The organism is Bacillus sp. SYZHCR11, assembly GCF_057196865.1.
In genome coordinates this window covers 199,421-216,483 of sequence record NZ_JBXUND010000004.1, presented here as the reverse complement: position 1 = coordinate 216,483, position 17,063 = coordinate 199,421, and the positions used below count along the sequence as shown (strand labels likewise).

15 protein-coding genes are annotated in these 17,063 nt (G+C 49.8%); 11 read left to right on the top strand and 4 right to left on the bottom strand.

The genetic code is table 11. The annotated features are described in order from the left end of the window. Nucleotides 1-12: 12 nt before the first annotated feature. A complete protein-coding gene (locus tag AC2CGA_RS15910; protein ID WP_043866830.1) occupies nucleotides 13-1,491 on the bottom strand; it encodes a peptide MFS transporter in 1,479 nt (492 codons plus the stop codon). 278 nt (nucleotides 1,492-1,769) lie between these two features. On the opposite strand from AC2CGA_RS15910, the gene AC2CGA_RS15905 reads away from it, so the two are divergent. Next, nucleotides 1,770-3,515: a right-handed parallel beta-helix repeat-containing protein gene (locus tag AC2CGA_RS15905; protein WP_014304331.1), complete on the top strand. Its 1,746-nt coding sequence runs from the start codon at nucleotides 1,770-1,772 to the stop codon at nucleotides 3,513-3,515. Nucleotides 3,516-3,607: 92 nt separating this feature from the next. Here the strand turns inward: AC2CGA_RS15905 and AC2CGA_RS15900 are convergent, their stop codons facing one another. After that, nucleotides 3,608-3,829 carry a YczF family membrane protein gene (locus AC2CGA_RS15900; RefSeq protein WP_003156362.1) on the bottom strand — a complete coding sequence of 74 codons (222 nt, stop codon included), beginning with the start codon at nucleotides 3,827-3,829 and terminating at the stop codon, nucleotides 3,608-3,610. Nucleotides 3,830-3,950: 121 nt separating this feature from the next. On the opposite strand from AC2CGA_RS15900, the gene gerKA reads away from it, so the two are divergent. The 10 genes from gerKA to AC2CGA_RS15850 all read left to right on the top strand — a co-directional run bounded on the left by gerKA (nucleotide 3,951) and on the right by AC2CGA_RS15850 (nucleotide 14,738). Beyond that, nucleotides 3,951-5,591, top strand: coding sequence for a spore germination protein GerKA (gene gerKA, locus AC2CGA_RS15895; RefSeq protein WP_003156360.1), 1,641 nt, complete (start codon nucleotides 3,951-3,953; stop codon nucleotides 5,589-5,591). Beyond that, nucleotides 5,578-6,804: a Ger(x)C family spore germination protein gene (locus tag AC2CGA_RS15890; RefSeq protein WP_003156359.1), complete on the top strand. Its 1,227-nt coding sequence runs from the start codon at nucleotides 5,578-5,580 to the stop codon at nucleotides 6,802-6,804. The genes gerKA and AC2CGA_RS15890 overlap by 14 nt, the downstream gene beginning before the upstream one ends. A 24-nt stretch (nucleotides 6,805-6,828) precedes the next feature. Continuing rightward, nucleotides 6,829-7,947, top strand: a complete 1,119-nt coding sequence (gerKB, locus tag AC2CGA_RS15885; protein ID WP_003156357.1) for an endospore germination permease GerKB — start codon at nucleotides 6,829-6,831, stop codon at nucleotides 7,945-7,947. A gap of 168 nt (nucleotides 7,948-8,115) precedes the next feature. Continuing rightward, nucleotides 8,116-9,441, top strand: coding sequence for an LLM class flavin-dependent oxidoreductase (locus AC2CGA_RS15880; RefSeq protein WP_088005478.1), 1,326 nt, complete (start codon nucleotides 8,116-8,118; stop codon nucleotides 9,439-9,441). Between the two features lie 13 nt (nucleotides 9,442-9,454). After that, nucleotides 9,455-9,946, top strand: a complete 492-nt coding sequence (locus tag AC2CGA_RS15875) for a GNAT family N-acetyltransferase (protein ID WP_015388710.1) — start codon at nucleotides 9,455-9,457, stop codon at nucleotides 9,944-9,946. 28 nt (nucleotides 9,947-9,974) lie between these two features. Then, the gene (locus AC2CGA_RS15870) at nucleotides 9,975-10,766 is read left to right on the top strand and encodes an amino acid ABC transporter substrate-binding protein (protein WP_014304333.1); all 792 of its coding nucleotides are present in this window, start codon (nucleotides 9,975-9,977) and stop codon (nucleotides 10,764-10,766) included. Between the two features lie 22 nt (nucleotides 10,767-10,788). After that, the gene (locus AC2CGA_RS15865; protein ID WP_003156350.1) at nucleotides 10,789-11,463 is read left to right on the top strand and encodes an amino acid ABC transporter permease; all 675 of its coding nucleotides are present in this window, start codon (nucleotides 10,789-10,791) and stop codon (nucleotides 11,461-11,463) included. A 13-nt stretch (nucleotides 11,464-11,476) separates the two neighbouring features. Beyond that, nucleotides 11,477-12,226, top strand: a complete 750-nt coding sequence (locus AC2CGA_RS15860; protein ID WP_003156349.1) for an amino acid ABC transporter ATP-binding protein — start codon at nucleotides 11,477-11,479, stop codon at nucleotides 12,224-12,226. A 17-nt stretch (nucleotides 12,227-12,243) separates the two neighbouring features. Beyond that, the gene (locus AC2CGA_RS15855) at nucleotides 12,244-13,395 is read left to right on the top strand and encodes a M20 peptidase aminoacylase family protein (RefSeq protein ID WP_024084883.1); all 1,152 of its coding nucleotides are present in this window, start codon (nucleotides 12,244-12,246) and stop codon (nucleotides 13,393-13,395) included. Continuing rightward, nucleotides 13,392-14,738 carry an MmgE/PrpD family protein gene (locus AC2CGA_RS15850; protein ID WP_014304336.1) on the top strand — a complete coding sequence of 449 codons (1,347 nt, stop codon included), beginning with the start codon at nucleotides 13,392-13,394 and terminating at the stop codon, nucleotides 14,736-14,738. The genes AC2CGA_RS15855 and AC2CGA_RS15850 overlap by 4 nt, the downstream gene beginning before the upstream one ends. A 103-nt stretch (nucleotides 14,739-14,841) precedes the next feature. Here the strand turns inward: AC2CGA_RS15850 and AC2CGA_RS15845 are convergent, their stop codons facing one another. Next, on the bottom strand, nucleotides 14,842-15,525 hold the full coding sequence (locus AC2CGA_RS15845; protein ID WP_484480226.1) for an ABC transporter ATP-binding protein: 684 nt from the start codon (nucleotides 15,523-15,525) through the stop codon (nucleotides 14,842-14,844). 14 nt (nucleotides 15,526-15,539) lie between these two features. Further along, entirely contained in the window at nucleotides 15,540-16,976 is a 1,437-nt protein-coding gene (locus AC2CGA_RS15840; RefSeq protein WP_484480225.1) for an ABC transporter permease, read from the bottom strand. Nucleotides 16,977-17,063 lie beyond the last annotated feature (87 nt).

The following is a 17,063-nucleotide window of genomic DNA, read 5'->3' as shown; positions in this document are numbered from 1 at the left end:
CAGGCTTCTCTTTTATTGTACGCCTTTCATCGCCCGTTTAATGACGGGAGACAGAAGAATTAAAATAATACCGAGAATGATCGAAACAAGACCGATTGAGCCGAAGTAGGCCGCTTCAGAAATCTTATCAAACAAACCGACTACTTTTGCGTTCAGGGCTTGACCACAGGCGTTTGTTAAAAACCACATACTCATCGTCTGCGCTGAGAAAGCTGCAGGCGCAAGTTTCGTTGTGACGGATAAACCGACCGGTGAAAGGCAAAGCTCACCAAGCACAACCAAAAGGAAGCTGAGCACAAGCCAAAGCGGGCTCACAAGCTCGCCGCTTCCGCCCATAACCGGAAGCACCATGACTAAAAATGATAATCCGGCAAGGATAATGCCGATCGCGAATTTAATCGGTGTTGAAGGCTGGCGTTTGCCGAGCTTCATCCAGATCCACGCGAACACCGGCGCGAAAATAACGATGAATAACGGGTTCAGAGACTGGAACCATGAAGACTCAAGATGCATGCCCGCAAAGGAAAGTCTCGTGCGCTGATCCGCATATAAAGCTAGAATCGTCGCGCCCTGCTCCTGAATCGCCCAGAACATTGCCGCTGCAACAAACAGCGGAACATAAGCCGCAAGCCGTGATTTTTCCGTTTTCGTCGCTTTTTTGCTTGTGAACATCACGATAAAGTAAATAACCGGAATGACAATGCCGAGGATACTGACGGTGTCAATCACACGCTGGATCGTCAGCCAGCCGGTTTGGATCAGAACGATGATAACGGCTGCTGCGATGACCACTCCGATTCCCGTGCCGATCACTGATGATTTAGAAATCGGATTCGGTACATTGGAGCCTGCTTTGCCGAGGTATTTCTTTCTCGTTAGAGCGAAAACAATCAGTCCGAGGAACATACCGGCCGCGGCGCATCCGAAGCCTAAGTGGTAGTTGTACTTCTGTCCGAGTGTTCCGACAATTAGCGGCGCAAGCAATCCGCCGAGGTTGATCCCCATGTAAAAGATGCTGAAACCTGAGTCGCGGCGCTCGTCTTCCTTCGTATATAAATCTCCGACAACGCTGGATACGTTTGGTTTAAGCAGGCCGGTTCCGATAATGATCAGAGCCATGCTGGTAAAAAACGCCGCCGTGCTGCCGGGGAAGGCAAGAGCGATGTGCCCGAACATAATTAAAATTCCGCCGTAAAATACGGTGTTTGCCGTGCCGAATACCCGGTCGGCCAGCCATCCGCCGATGACGCTCGACATATATACGAGAGATCCGTATATGGACATGATGGCAACTGCGGTCGTTTTATCAAAGCCGAGACCGCCATGAGCGACTTCCGTGTATAAATAGTAAAGCAATATGGCTCTCATACCATAGTAGGAGAAACGCTCCCAAAATTCGGTAAAAAACAGTGTGAACAAGCCGCGGGGATGACCGAAAAAGCCTCGTTGCGGCACAGTTTCTGTTATAGATTCCTTATCAATAGATGCCACCTGAGCCAACCCTTTCTTAAAAAAGTGTATTACAAAAATCATATTCTTATATAATACTTGTGTCAATATAATTTATACTGAATTCAAAAAATTCCAGAATGAAAAGATATTAAAACGGTGAATATAGACGAATTTTCCTGATTCCAATGACTTATTTTGTTATATTATCTGACTAAACTATCTTTATAAACTTTTTTAATAAAATTTAAAGTATGTACAGGCGGAGCGGGATATGGCGGAATAAGATGACAATAAGAGAGGAAGGAGGAGATTATCACTTGCCGAATCGTATATTGGATATTACGGATTGCGGTGTGGCGGCAGACGGAAAAACCGATGTGACGGGCGCCATCAACCAATGCTTGGCCAGAGCCGTCAGCGAAGGCTGTCATACGGTGTTTTTTCCGCCCGGAACGTATAAAATCAACGGCACGCTTGGCGGGGACAAAAGCCAGCCGTTTCGGAACGCCGGGATTAACGTGCCGAGCCATCTCACCATCGTTTTAGATCCGGAATGCACGATTAAAGTGGCGCCGAACAGCTCCTGGGGCTACTCGGCTTTCTATATAGGCAGGCGTGAAAATGTCACCATCACCGGCGGCCGGATCATCGGGGAACGGGATGAACACACGTATACCAATGTCCCTTTGCGGTCGACCCATGAATGGGGGTTTGGAATCTGTATTGAAGGCAGCAGCAATGTGCTGATCGAAAATGTGAAGATTTCAGATTTTACGGGAGACGGTATAATTGTCAGCCCGCTCGGGTTAAAAACAAACAGTGATTACGAAACTTCAGAACAGGTGACCATCCGCCGCTGTGAGATCAGGCAGTCAAGGCGGAACAACATTTCAATCACCGGCTGCAATACCGTTACGGTGGAAGAATGCGTGATTGAAGACGCCGGGCAAGGGAACGGAACGGCTCCGAAATTCGGAATCGATATTGAATCGTACGGAGAAGGCGATATTGATTATGAAGAAGCTCTTCATATTACGGTCCGCAACAACTTCTTTTCCGGAAACGCCGCAAGCTCAGTCACCAATTTTAACGGATATAATGTGTTAATTGAAGGAAATCATTCCGATAACACAATCAGCTACGGGTATGGGGCGCATACCGTCATTACGGGGAATGTCTTCTTTCGGTCAGACGGCGGCTCAAGGACCGCAGTCGCCGGACAAGGTGTGTCACAAGGACAGGACAGCAGCAGTGCCGTCATTTCCAACAATCTGATTACCGGGTTTTCCACCGGAATAGATGTAAGGGGAAAAAGCGTCCTCGTCACCCACAACAAAATTAATCAATTTGAAAATACGGGCATTTCCGTCTATCAGGCAGAAGATGTGACCGTTGACGGCAATGTCATTGAAAACGGACGTTCCGAAACGAGACGAAGCACGGGGATGCGGGCGACGCTTTCGGAGAACGCCGTCTTTACGAATAACACTCTGAATCAGGTGACAGACGGAATCAGCATGTCGGCCGGCAGTATCATTGTAAAACAAAATGTGCTGAAATCGTTCAGCCGGGGCATATGGGTCACAGGCGGAAATGCCGTTATTGAAGGAAATACGCTCCTTCCGAATGCGTATCAGGGCGCCGCGGAGTCCTATGCCGTATCTGTGACAAATGACGCCGGGGCTGTCATCAAAGGCAATCTCTTTAAGAACTATAAAAACTATCCCGTATTCAGTTCAACATCCTCGGGAACCTCTGTCATCAGCAACCGCTTTGAATCATCACCGCTTATCGTTACCGTGTATCTGAACTCAGGCACGCATGAAGTCATAGACAATACGCTCACGATCAACCGAACAGCGGGCAGCCCGATCGGCATCTATCTGAACGGAGCCTCCAATTCCCTCGTTTCGGGCAATACCATCAACAACCTTTCCGCCGCTTCTGCTTCCGCCATCCAAACCAGCTCCTCCGCAAGTACTAAAATCATCGGCAACCGCATTATCAAAGGCGTCATTGTGAAGCACGCGACAGATACGGAAAGCGGAAATATCGTCATCTGAGAACAATCTGCGCCGGAAAAATAAAAAGAACACATGAACTCCGAGAGAAGGAGGAATGTGTTCTTTTTTGACACAATACAGCCTTGCGCCTGTCAGGCATCTTTTTTACCTGATTTATATAAAGCGATCATTTCTCTGATTAAAAAGAGGGCGAATAAAAACAGCATCAGCCATTCTGAGAAGGTGGTCAATTTAAAAGCGGACAGGTTGTTTTGGACCGCTCCATAGAAACTGAAACCTTGCAACATATCCACCGTTACTGAAATGATCAGACAGGCAGTCAGCAAAAAGAATGAAACCCCCAATATTTTCATGCGCATCACTCTCCCTTTTTATCCTTTTCGATTACGCAGAACTTATACAGACTTTCCGCCGTGCATAATCTTTTGCCGTACAGGAAGAATATGAAAAAAACGAGGAAAGGTTTTTTGCGATATGCCGCCATTTTTTAAGCAGAGGAAACAAAAAAAAGCCGATCAAAACGACCGTGACAATGAAGGCAGAAAAGAAGCGGACAGCCAGCCGGACAAAGAGCGGGATGAGCCGATCTCCCTCAGCTTAAAGCAAAATATGAAGAAGCTGTCTGAGAGGTTCGGCAACAGTGCCGATGTCGTCATCCGCCGCCTGAAAATCGGAAAAGAAGAGCTTCCGGCCGCAATCGTGTATATCGCCGGTTTGGTAGACGAACAGCTTGTCAGCCAATCCCTTCTGGAGGATTTAATCGATATCCCGTCCGTTCAGCCGGAACAAGCAGTCTGCCTGATATACGATAAAACGCTTGCGATCGGCGGGGTGAAAGAGGAAGAAAAATGGAAAAGCCTTTATGCCGGGCTGGTGGCGGGCAGCACGCTCATTTTTGTCGACGGGGCTGACAAGGCGCTGATCGCCAGCACGGAAGGGGGAGAGCACCGGTCCATTCAAGAGCCGAGCACTCAGGTCTCTTTCCGCGGCCCGCGCCAGGGATTCACTGAATCTCTGCAAACCAATATTTCCATGATCCGCAGGTATGTAAAAACGCCTGATGTATGGGTTGAAAAAATGGAGATCGGACACGAAACGAATACGGATGTCGCGCTGATGTATATTAACGGAATTTGCGATAAAAAGCTGATTAAGGAAGTCCGCAAGCGGCTGAAGCACATTGACATCGACAGCATTCTGGAATCCGGCTACATTGAACAGCTCATTGAAGACGCGCCGTTTTCTGTGTTCCCCACCGTATATCATACGGAGCGGCCGGACGTCGTGGCGGGGAATCTGCTGGAAGGACGATTTGCGATTATCGTGGACGGAACGCCGTTCGTTCTCATCGCGCCGGCCTTATTTATTCAATTTTTTCAATCCGTTGAGGATTATTATTCACGATTTGATATCGCCACAAGCATCAGGGTGCTGCGGGTTTTGATTTTCTTCATTTCACTGGTGGCGCCGGGGATTTATGTGGCGGCGACGACCTTTCACCAGGAAATGATTCCGACGCAGCTGCTGATTGTCATCGCGGCTCAGCGGGAGACGGTGCCGTTCCCGGCCGTGATTGAAGCGCTGACGATGGAAGTGGCCTTTGAGATTCTCAGGGAGGCGGGTGTCCGGCTTCCGAGAGTTGTCGGCTCCGCCGTTTCCATAGTCGGAGCGCTTGTCATCGGCCAGGCCGCCGTACAGGCCGGCATCGTCTCCCCGGCCATGGTTATCGTCGTCGCGCTGACGGCGATTGCCAGCTTTGCGACCCCGGCTTTTGACATGGCGATATCCGCGCGGCTGATCCGGTTTCTCTTTATTCTGTCAGCGGCGGTCATGGGATTTTACGGGCTGATTCTGGGCATTATCATGATGTTCGTCCATCTGTGCGGCCTGCGTTCATTCGGTTTTCCGTATATGTCCCCGCTCGCTCCTTTGACCCCGGGCGGGCTGAAGGATTCCATCCTCCGCGCTCCGTTATGGGCGGATGAAAAAAGGCCGGAACTGCTCGTGCAGGAAAACAACAGGCGCCAAGGGGAACATCAAAGACCGAAACCGGAGACATCCAGAGGGATGGTTAATAAAGATGTAGAAGAGGGCGACGGTAATGAAAAGACGTAAATGGATACTTATCCTTTGTACGATGGTTTCCCTTATGTTTGTATCCGGATGCTGGGATAAAAGGGAGCTGACTGATTTGGCTGTGATCTCCGCCATCGGTATTGACCGGACCGAAACGGGAAAATACGTCCTTCACTTGCAAATTATCAATCCGGGAAACGTGGCCGGCGGTCTGCAGGGCGGCGGAGCGGGAGACCGGCCTCCGGTTTCCGTCTATTCGGTGTCCGGAGACAATATGACGGAAGCTTTGAGAAAAGGCTCGATGAAAGTGTCCAGAAGGCTCTATTTTGCGCATACGAATCTCGTGGTGTTCAGTGAAAAGCTGGCGAAAGAGGAAGGGCTCAGTTTTATTCTGGACAATCTTGACCGCGACACCGAATTCAGGACGACCGCAACCGCGGTGATCGCGCATAATTGCAAGGCTGAAGACATTATTAAAGTGCTGACGCCGATTGATAAAATCCCTTCCAATAAAGTGAACAAGACGCTCAGCTTCACGCAGGAACAATACGGCAGAGTCATTAAAACCAGCCTTCAGGACGTTCTGATTGATCTCGCTTCTCCGGCCGGGTCGCCGTTTATTCCGGGTTATGAAATGCACGGAGACGATAAAGCCGGTCCTACGATGGAAAATACGCAGACGACTGAACCGAAAGCAGTGCTGTCAGCGGACGGACTGGCGGTGTTCAAAAAGGATGGGAGGCTGGATTACTGGATTGAGGATGACGACAGTGTGGGGGCTGTATGGCTGCTCAATAGGATCAAGCATACGTTCATCAATGCGGATTGGAAGAATGTGAAGCACGCAATCAGTCTGCAGGTCACCCGCCAGAATACAAAGGTGACGGCCACTTTTCCGAACGGAAAACCGCATATTCACGTGCATGCTCAGGTCGAGGGGCTGGTGGACGCTGTCAGATACCCTTTCCATCTGTCTGATCCGCAAGTGCTGATGACGATGCAAAAGGCGCTCAGCGTGCAGCTTGACAAAGATATCACCAAATCAATTGAAGATATAAAAGCCCGTAAGAATGACTTCGTCGGCTTCGGAGACCTGATCTATCGGAAGCATCCGGACAAATGGAAAAAGTTCAAAGGGAAGTGGGATGAAGAATATTTCCCCAATCTCCCCGTAGATGTCAAAACGGAAGTCATTATCAGAAGAACGGGCTTGCGGAATAATCCTCTCTCAGACAAGCTTGAGCATGATTGATTTGAGGAGAAAGGAGCGAAGCGTATGGAAAATGCGAAAATCGGCACGCGTCAGCTGTTTATTATGATCATTTTGTTTGAATTGGGCAGTTCGTTATTGATTCCGCCAGGCACGATGGCCGGGCGGGATGCATGGCTGTCCGTGCTTCTCGGGTGCGTTATCGGTCTCGGACTTTTCTACGTTTATCAGGCGCTGTATCAATTTTTTCCTGAGTCTTCTCCGAGAGATTACATGAACGAACTGATCGGCAGACATCTGAGCTGGGCGGTCTCGCTTCTTTATATTCTCTATTTTTCTTATATCGCGGCCCGCGTATTGCGGGATTTTGGCGAAATGCTTGTCACCTTCGCCTACCAGGACACGCCGCTTTTAATTGTGAATGCCATGCTGATGATCGCCGCGATATTTGCGGTCAGAAAGGGTATTGAAGTGATAGCGAGAGCCGGCGAGCTGCTGTTTGGCATTATGTATTTTCTGACAGCCGTCGGGCTGATCCTCATTATCAGCTCAGGCACGATAAACCTCAGATTTCTCCAGCCCGTTTTAGCGGAGGGTGCAGGAACGGTCATTTATTCCGTGTTTAAACAGACGATGTTCATCCCGTTCGGTGAATTAATCGTGTTTGTCATGATTTTCCCTTATTTAAAAGATCGGAAAAAGGTGAAGAAAACCGGATTTCTGGCGATTATCATCAGCGGGCTGTTTTTGGCGATGTCAGTGGCGATTAATATTTGTGTGCTGGACGTCAACTTAATGCTCCGCTCTCAATTTCCGCTGCTGAGCACCATACAGACGATTAAAGTAGAAGAGTTTTTAGACCGGCTGGATGTCTTTTTCATGCTCGTGCTCGTCATCGGCGGTTTTTTCAAAGTCAGCCTTTTTACATATGCGGTTGTCGTGGGTGTGTCCACGCTGTTTAAAGAAAAAAATCCGTCTCAGCTGGCCTTTCCGGTCGGATTGGGGGTGCTGATTCTCTCCATCAGCATCGCAAGCAATTTTTCGGAACACATGAATGAAGGCTTAAACATTGTGCCGATCTATATTCATCTTCCGTTTCAAGTGCTGTTCCCCGTTTTGCTGCTTATCATTGCCGTTATTAAGAAAAAGGTCAAAGGGACCGTCTATACAGTTTCGAAGAAATAACCCGGACGGTGCGCCGGGTTATTTTTAAAATCATGATTTTTGTCTTAATGCATTGACAAACTTGCGTGACAATTGTACATTTTGATTTATTCTTATAAAATTACTAGGAAATATAGGTTTAGTGGTGTTAATATTTTCCGAACCGTATTTCAGAATAGAAGGAGATCCATCATGACAAAGAAAAAAGAAATCAAACTCGGTGTGTTTCTCGCGGGCACCGGCCATCATGTCGCTTCTTGGAGACATCCTCAGGCACCGGCGGACGCGAGCATGAATTTGGATTATTTCAAAGAACTGGCGAAAACGGCTGAGCGGGGGAAATTGGACATGCTGTTTTTGGCGGACAGTTTATCAATAGACGGCAAATCACATCCGAATGTGCTGACGCGCTTTGAGCCGTTTACGCTGCTGTCGGCGCTCGCTCAGGTCACATCCCGCATCGGTCTGACGGCGACCGCGTCTACCACATACAGCGAACCGTTCCATATCGCGAGACAATTTGCATCGCTTGATCATCTTTCCAACGGCCGAGCGGGCTGGAATGTCGTCACATCTTCGATTGAATCGACCGCGCTTAATTTCAGCGGCGAAAAGCATCTTGAGCACCATCTCAGATATCAGCGCGCGGAAGAATTCGTTGAAGTCGTCAAAGGATTATGGGATTCGTGGGAGGAAGACGCCTTTATCCGTGACAAAGAGTCAGGAGCATTTTTCGATAAAGAAAAAATGCATGAATTGAACCATAAAGGAACATATTTCTCCGTGAGAGGGCCGTTAAATGTCGCCCGCACACCTCAAGGGCGCCCGGTCATTATTCAGGCCGGATCATCAGGAGACGGAAAAGCGCTGGCCGCCAAAACGGCGGAGGTCATTTTCACCGCGCAAAATCATTTGGAGTCCGCGCAGGAATTCTATCAATCTATTAAAGAACAAGCGGCTTCTTTCGGCCGTGATCCTGAAAAAATCGCGATCATGCCGGGGATCTTCCCCGTTATCGCCGATACCGAAGAAGAAGCGCAGGCAAAATATGAAGAGCTCCAAGATCTCATCATTCCGTCTGTCGGCCTGAACATTCTGCAAAACTATCTGGGCGGCGTCGACCTTTCCGCCTGCCCGCTTGACGGCCCGCTGCCTGAATTGGATGCGGATGCGTCGAATGCCGTTAAAAGCCGGTTCAAGCTCGTTCAGGAGATGGCCAAACGCGATAACATGACCATCCGCGAGCTGTACAAATATGTGGCGGGTTCAAGAGGCCATCATATCTTTGTCGGAACGCCTGAACAGCTTGCCGATAAGATGGAAGAATGGGTCGGAAAACAAGCTTGTGACGGCTTCAACATCATGCCGCCGCTTTTGCCTGAAGGTCTCACTCTTTTTGTAGACAAAGTGATTCCGATTTTGCAAGAACGGGGCGTGTTCAGAAAAGAGTATGAAGGAACCACACTCAGAGAACATTTCGGACTGGAAAAACCGGCAAACCGATATGCCGACTAAAGGAGGGCTCATCATGTCAAGACAATACCGGCTCGCAACGGAGGCAGACGCTGATGAGCTGCTTTCACTGACACTGCGGGCGTATGAACCGATCCGCAAGCTCGGCATCAATTTTGCCGCTGCCACGGCGGATAAAGAACTCGTATTAACTAACATACAGAAAAACGCCTGTTACGTTTTGGAGGAAGACGGACGGATTCTGGCGACGATTTCTCTGCGGATGCCGTGGGGGCCGAATCCCGGGCCGTACGGTGTCCCTCATATTTGGTGGTTCGCCGTCGATCCTGAAACCGGAAAAAAAGGGACGGGCTCAGACATGCTGGAGTGGCTGGAGAATACAGTGCTCCGCGATACATTAAAAGCGCCTTTCGTGTCACTGGGCACAGCGGACAAGCATCCGTGGCTGATCGGCATGTACGAGCGGAAAGGCTACGTCCGCGCAGGCGAAAAGGATTTAGGAAAAGGCCACATCACCATCTATTTAAAAAAACAATTGCAGGATTAACATTTTAATAGGAAAAGGCGGGATTTCAATGAAGAAGAAAACATGGGCTTTGCTGCTGTCTGCCGCGCTTTTGGCGGTCTTAACAGCATGCGGAAACGGAAAAGAAAGCGAAGGCGGCGATAACGTGCTGCATGTCGGCGCCACGGGACAAAGCTATCCGTTCGCATATAAAGAAAACGGCAAGCTGACAGGCTTTGACGTGGATGTCATGGAAGCCGTAGCGAAAAAAATCAACATGAAACTGGACTGGAAGCTGCTTGAGTTCAGCGGACTGATGGGCGAGCTCCAGACCGGCAAACTCGACACCATTTCAAACCAGGTCGCTGTCACGGACGAACGCAAGAAAACGTATAACTTCACAGAACCGTATTCGTATGCGGGCACTCAAGTCGTCGTCAAAAACGATAACAAAGACATCAAATCAGTCAATGATCTGAAAGGAAAAACAGTGGCGGCCGTTCTGGGCTCAAACCACGCGAAAAACCTTGAGAGCAAGGACCCGGATAAAAAAATCAACATAAAAACATATGAAACACAAGAAGGCACGCTGAAAGACGTGGCTTACGGACGGGTTGACGCCTATGTAAACAGCCGCAGCGTCCTGATCGCCCAGATCAAAAAGACCGGTCTGCCTCTGAAATTAGCAGGAGACCCGATTGTCTATGAAAAAGTCGCTTTCCCGTTTGCGAAAGATGCGGCTCACGATAAAATCCGCAAAAAAGTAAACAAAGCCATTGAAGACCTGCGGAAAGACGGCACGCTGAAAAAGCTGTCTGAAAAGTACTTTAACGAAGATATCACAAAGGAAGCAAAGCAATAAGAAACGGCGGTGAAAATCGAGAATGAACAGCATTGATTGGGGATTTATGTTTTCAGCTTTTCCCGCGTTAATCGAAGCCTTGCCGATCACATTACTAATGGCCGTCGCGGCCATGGTATTTGCCGTGATCGGCGGCCTTATATTAGCGCTTATCACAAAAAATCGTATTCCTGTGCTTCACCAGCTGTCAAAGGTGTATATTTCATTTTTCCGGGGCGTGCCGACTCTCGTGCAGCTTTTCTTAATTTATTACGGCCTGCCTCAGCTCTTTCCCGGGATGAGCAAGATGACGGCGTTAACTGCGGCGATTATCGGGTTAAGCCTGAAAAATGCCGCCTACCTGGCTGAAATCTTCCGCGCGGCGCTCAACTCAGTCGATGAGGGGCAGCTTGAAGCCTGTCTGTCTGTCGGAATGACAAAATCCCAGGCGTACAGACGGATCATTTTCCCGCAAGCCGTCAGAAACGCGCTTCCCGCGACGGGAAATACGTTTATCGGCCTGTTAAAAGAAACATCGCTCGCTTTTACATTAGGTGTGATGGAGATGTTCGCCCAAGGAAAAATGTACGCATCAGGCAACCTCAAATATTTTGAGACGTATTTAGCCGTCGCGGTCATGTACTGGATTCTTACGATTATTTACAGTGTGCTGCAGGATCTGCTCGAACGGGCGATCAGCAAGCCTTATCGCACATAGGAGGAGGCTCAGGATGATACAAGTCAGACATATTCGAAAAGCATTTAAAGACCTTACCGTACTTGACGGGATCGATCTTGAGATCAAAAGCGGCGAAGTCACGGCCATCATCGGCCCGTCAGGCTCGGGAAAATCAACGCTCCTCCGCTGTCTGAATCTGCTGGAGCGCCCGGATGACGGCATCATTGAAATCGGCGATGCAAAGCTGAATGCAGCGTCCTATTCGCGCAAAGACGTACACAAGCTTCGCCAGCAGACGGCGATGGTGTTTCAGAATTACAACCTGTTCAAAAACAAAACCGCCCTGCAAAATGTGACAGAGGCGCTGATCACCGCGCAAAAGAAACCGAAAAAAGAAGCGGAACAGATCGGTATGGACCTGCTGCGGCAAGTCGGTTTAGAACACAAAGCGGACAGCTACCCGATTACGATGTCAGGCGGGCAGCAGCAGCGGATCGGGATTGCGAGAGCCTTGGCCGTTGATCCTCACGCGATTTTACTGGATGAACCGACTTCAGCCCTTGACCCTGAGCTTGTAGCAGGGGTGCTCCAAGTCATCAAATCAATTGCCGAAAAACAGACAACCATGATCATCGTCACGCATGAGATGGCTTTTGCGCGTGAAGTAGCCGACAAAGTTATTTTTATGGCGGACGGACGCATCATCGAACAGGGAACGCCGGAGGAGCTGTTTGACAATCCGCAGAACGAACGGACGAAAAAATTCATTAAGCAAGTGGGAGAGCCTGCCGAACTTGTCTAAGAAGGGAAGAAGAAGAAATGGCAAATGAAACGTATGAATCATTAAACAAACGTTTAATCAATATCCGCCGCGACCTTCATGAACACCCTGAGCTGTCAGGCGAGGAATTCGAAACGACGAATAAAATCCGCCGCTGGCTGGAGGAAGAAGGAATCACGGTTCTTGATGTGCCGAAACTTCAAACCGGAGTGATCGCTGAAATCAAAGGAGATAAAAGCGGCCCCGTCATCGCCGTCAGAGCGGACATCGACGCACTGCCGATCGAAGAGAAAACAAACCTTCCGTTTGCTTCGCGCAACAGCGGCGTGATGCACGCATGCGGCCATGATTTCCATACGGCATCTATCCTCGGCACGGCTTTCTTATTAAATGAGAGAAAGCATGAGCTGAAAGGAACGGTGCGGTTTATTTTTCAGCCCGCGGAAGAAATCGCCGCCGGAGCAAGACAGGTCATTGAAGCCGGCGCGCTTGACGGTGTATCGGCGATATTCGGCATGCATAACAAACCTGACCTCCCCGTCGGCACGGTCGGTCTGAAAGAAGGCCCGCTTATGGCGAGTGTCGACCGCTTTGAAATCACCGTGAAAGGAAAAGGCGGCCACGCCGGAATCCCCGACAACAGCATTGACCCGATTCAGGCGGCAGGGCAGATCATCGGCGGCCTGCAATCGATTGTCAGCAGAAACATCAGCTCGCTTCACAATGCCGTCGTCAGCATCACAAGAGTTCAGGGGGGCAGTTCTTGGAATGTCATTCCGGACCATGTTGAAATGGAAGGAACCGTCCGGACGTTTCAAAAAGAAGCGCGGGACGCTGTTCCGAAACATATGAAGCGGGTTGCTGAAGGAATCGCGGCCGGATTCGGGGCAGAGGCTGACTTCCGCTGGTTTCCTTACCTGCCGTCAGTGATGAACGACGCCCGATTCATACAGGCGGCGGAACAAACTGCTGAAAGCCTCGGACTTCAAACCGTTCGGGCAGAACAGTCGCCCGGCGGCGAAGACTTCGCGTTATATCAAGAAAAAATCCCCGGCTTCTTCGTCTGGATGGGAACAAACGGAACAGAAGAATGGCACCATCCAGCCTTTACACTCGACGAAAAAGCGCTTCCGAAAGCGGCTGAGTTTTTCGCCCGGCTTGCCGTCAATGTATTGGAGCAGACGGAATGAATACGGAAAATCTGACGGCCGGACTTGCTCAGGCCGTCATGTCGTCTGTGCCGGAAACATCCGCCGAAGCGATGAAAGAAGCGCGCAAAGGACTGCTTGATTTTACAGCGGCTGCTTTTGCGGGGAGACGGGATACAGGAGTTGAAAAGCTGGTAAAACTGGCCGAAGAAGAAGGCGGGATGCCGATAGCGCCGCTTATCGGCAGAAATCAAAAAACCACGCCGTCCCAATCCGCGCTCATTAACGGCTTCATCGCACATGCGCTTGATTTTGACGATGTTCATTCTGATGTAAGAGGACATCCGAGCGCGGTCATCCTCCCGGCTTTGATTGCAGCCGCATCAGCCGGCCGGATAGACAAGAGCCGTTTTCTCGGTGCTTATGTGACGGGAATCGAAGTGATGGCGCGGCTCGGCGAGTCAGCTGGAAGGGATCATTACGAGAAAGGCTGGCACAATACAGGAACGTTAGGTGCCATTGCGGCCGCATGCGCCGTCGGATTCGCAGAGAATCTGAATCAAACCCAATTACAGAAAGCAATCGGGTTTGCGGCTGCCCGTTCCGGAGGCATGAGAGTGCAATTCGGGACAGAAATGAAGCCGCTCCACGCCGGCCTGGCCGCTCAAGCCGGCGTGTTCGCCGTAAAGCTTGCAAAGGCCGGTTTCGGCGGCTCAGCTCATGCGCTCGACGGGGAGAAAGGTTTTTTCGGACTGTACGGCGATCTTGAACGGGCAGAAACCCTGCTTGTAAACGGGTGGGGAAACCCTTGGCGGATCGTGAGTCCGGGACTTTGGTTTAAGGTTTATCCGTTTTGCTCGGCGGCCCATCATGCGGCGGACGCCATTCTCAAGCTGAAGGCCGAACATGGTCTCACTTTCGGCCAAACGGAACGGATTGACGTGATTTATCCGCCGGGCGGGGACGCCGCATTGACAGAACGGCGTCCGAAAACAGGCGAAGCGGGTCGGTTCAGCGTAGAATATGTGATCACCTTAGCTTTGCACGGTAAGGATTTTTCAGTTGAACATTTCACATCCGAGCCGATTCCGCAATCCCTTCAAAAAGGATTTGAGCGGATTCACCGCAGCTGCGATGACCAAATTCAGCCTGCTGACAACGCCGTTCCGAAGGGCCGTTTTACAATTGTACGGGTCACGGTTTCCGGCGGTCATGTCTATGAAGCACGTATCGACTGTCCGAGGGGAGCGCCGGGAAACGGTCTTTCTGAAAAGGATATTGAAGACAAGCTCCGGCTCGCTTTGCCGGGAGAAGAGAAAAAGGCGGAAGAATTGATCAAAGCAGCCGGACAATCAAATATTGACCGTTATTTACAGCTGATATAAATAAAAAGAGCGAGGGGATGCAGCCCTGGCTCTTTTTACGTTCACTTCTATTGAATAGGGGGATATAGGGTGCGCCCCTGTCTGCGCTGGCAGGGGCGCGGTATCAGGAAACGGCCGTGCCGTTTTCTTTGACCGTGAAACTTCCTCTTGATAAGCGGATGTTGATATCAGACACTTTGGCAATTTGTTCGTCGTGCGTAACCATGATGACGCATTTGCCGCCTTTAAGCGCCAGATCCTGAAAGAGCCGGACGATTTCCTTTGACGTATCCTCGTCGAGGTTTCCCGTCGGCTCGTCCGCGCAAATCAGATCCGTATCACAGCAGAAAGCCCGCGCAATTGAAACGCGCTGCTGCTGTCCGCCGCTTAATGTCAGCACCCGCTGACGGGCCTGCTGTTCGGTGATGCCGACTTTATCCAGCATGCTGAGCGCGGACGCATCTTTGTTGTTCTCCTTAGATCCGGTAATCTCCATCGCGGTTGTGACGTTCTGGAGCGCCGTCATATACGGGATCAGATGATGAGATTGAAAGACGATAGAGACATATTGATTTCTGAATTTGGTTAATCCGATTTTGAAGATGTCTTCTCCGTTATAAAGGATGCTTCCCTCTTTAGGTGTGTCAAGGCCGCCCGCCAGAGACAGAAACGTGGTTTTTCCCGTTCCGGAGGCGCCGGCAATTGTATAAAACTTCCCTTTTTCAAAGCTGATCGTTATATCCTGAAACAGCGGCTGTGATTTATCTTGGTACCAGTAGCCGATCTGTTGAAAGGTTAATAGGCTCATTATGCTGCCTCCTCTTATTCCTGCTTGGTCAGGATCGTTTTAGGGTGAAGCCGCATGACTGATACAGACGGCAGTAATGTGGCGATGACGGCAATTGCGACGCCGATCCCGCCGAGAATCAGAAGGTCATTCAGCGAAACGTTTACCTGCATTGTACTGATGACATCTGCACCGGATGAATGCTGACCGAACATGCCGTCTCCCCGCGGCATTTCTCCTCCGCCCCAGCCGCTTGTTTGCTCCTGGGAATCATCGGCTGAGCTGACCTGCTGGGAAAGAAGCTGATTTCCGAGCTGATTCGCCACAAGGCTGCCCGTGACGGATGCGATCCCGATGGCGATAACCGCGACAATCAGAATTTCCGTTAAGAATTGTCCGATGAGCTTCCAGCGCTTTTCGCCGATCGCCATCAAGACACCCATTTCATACTTGCGTTCCCTGATCGACATCATCACGATCAATCCGAGAATGACCGCGCCCGCGATGGATACAAGGTACACCACGTTTTTAGAAAATGACGCGACATTTTCAATCGGGCCGGCCATTTGCTGATACACCTGATCATTTGTCGTCAGCGTGTAGGTTTTATCATCTATAGATGTTTTTTTCGCAGCCGCAACGAATGAGTCAATATATTTTGCATCATCCATATAATAAACGGCTGAGCTGATTCTGTTTTTGTTATCAGACCCTTTTAACGCCGCAGCTGCGGTGTAAGGCGTATAGATTTTATTGTCAGGGTTTAAGAATGAAAAATGCTCTGCCTGATCGTCTCCTGATGATGTTGTTTTATAAATTCCCACAATTTTAAGCTTTGTACTCACAGAATCATCCGCTGCTGAGGAAACTGTAATGGAGCCGCCGACCTTCAGCTTGTTTTGATCTGCCAGCGTTTCATTGATCACTGCGACTTTTGCGTCCGCATCTGTTTTTGTGATGGCGCGGCCGTCAGTGATTTTTGAGCTCCCGCCTGTGAAATCATCAAGCAGCGCCGTAGAGAGCACGCCTTCGACCGAAATATCCGCTGAAATCATCTGTCTTCCGCCGCCTTGAAAACGGCTTCCGCCGGAACTGTTATCGGCTGATTCGTCTGAGCTTTTTATCGCGTCAAAGCTTTCTGCGTTTGCTGACGCTGTCGTGAGGAAGTTGTAATTTTTAACGTGCTGTAAAGATGTAAGTTTCTTGGCATCCGAGACGGAAATCGGCGTTGATTCAAACGTCCTCTTTTCACCGTCTTTTTGCTGCTGCGCCATTTGCTTTTGGCGGTCAGCCTGGAGTGTGACGCTCCCGCCGAGCTGCTGCCTTGCCAGTTCGCTTGATTTCTTCGCCGCTGACTGGATCGTAAGACCGGACAGGACAAAAATGCAAATCACTGAAAACACAACCAGCTGCAAAAACGTTTTTCCCTTTTTTGCCTTCATGCTCCAAAAGGCTCTTTTTATAAAGTTCATGTCTGTTCCTCCGTGTGGGTGTCAGATCTTGTAAAACCAGCCTTCTTTAGAACCGGTTATCCGATATGTATATAGTAGGAGAAATGT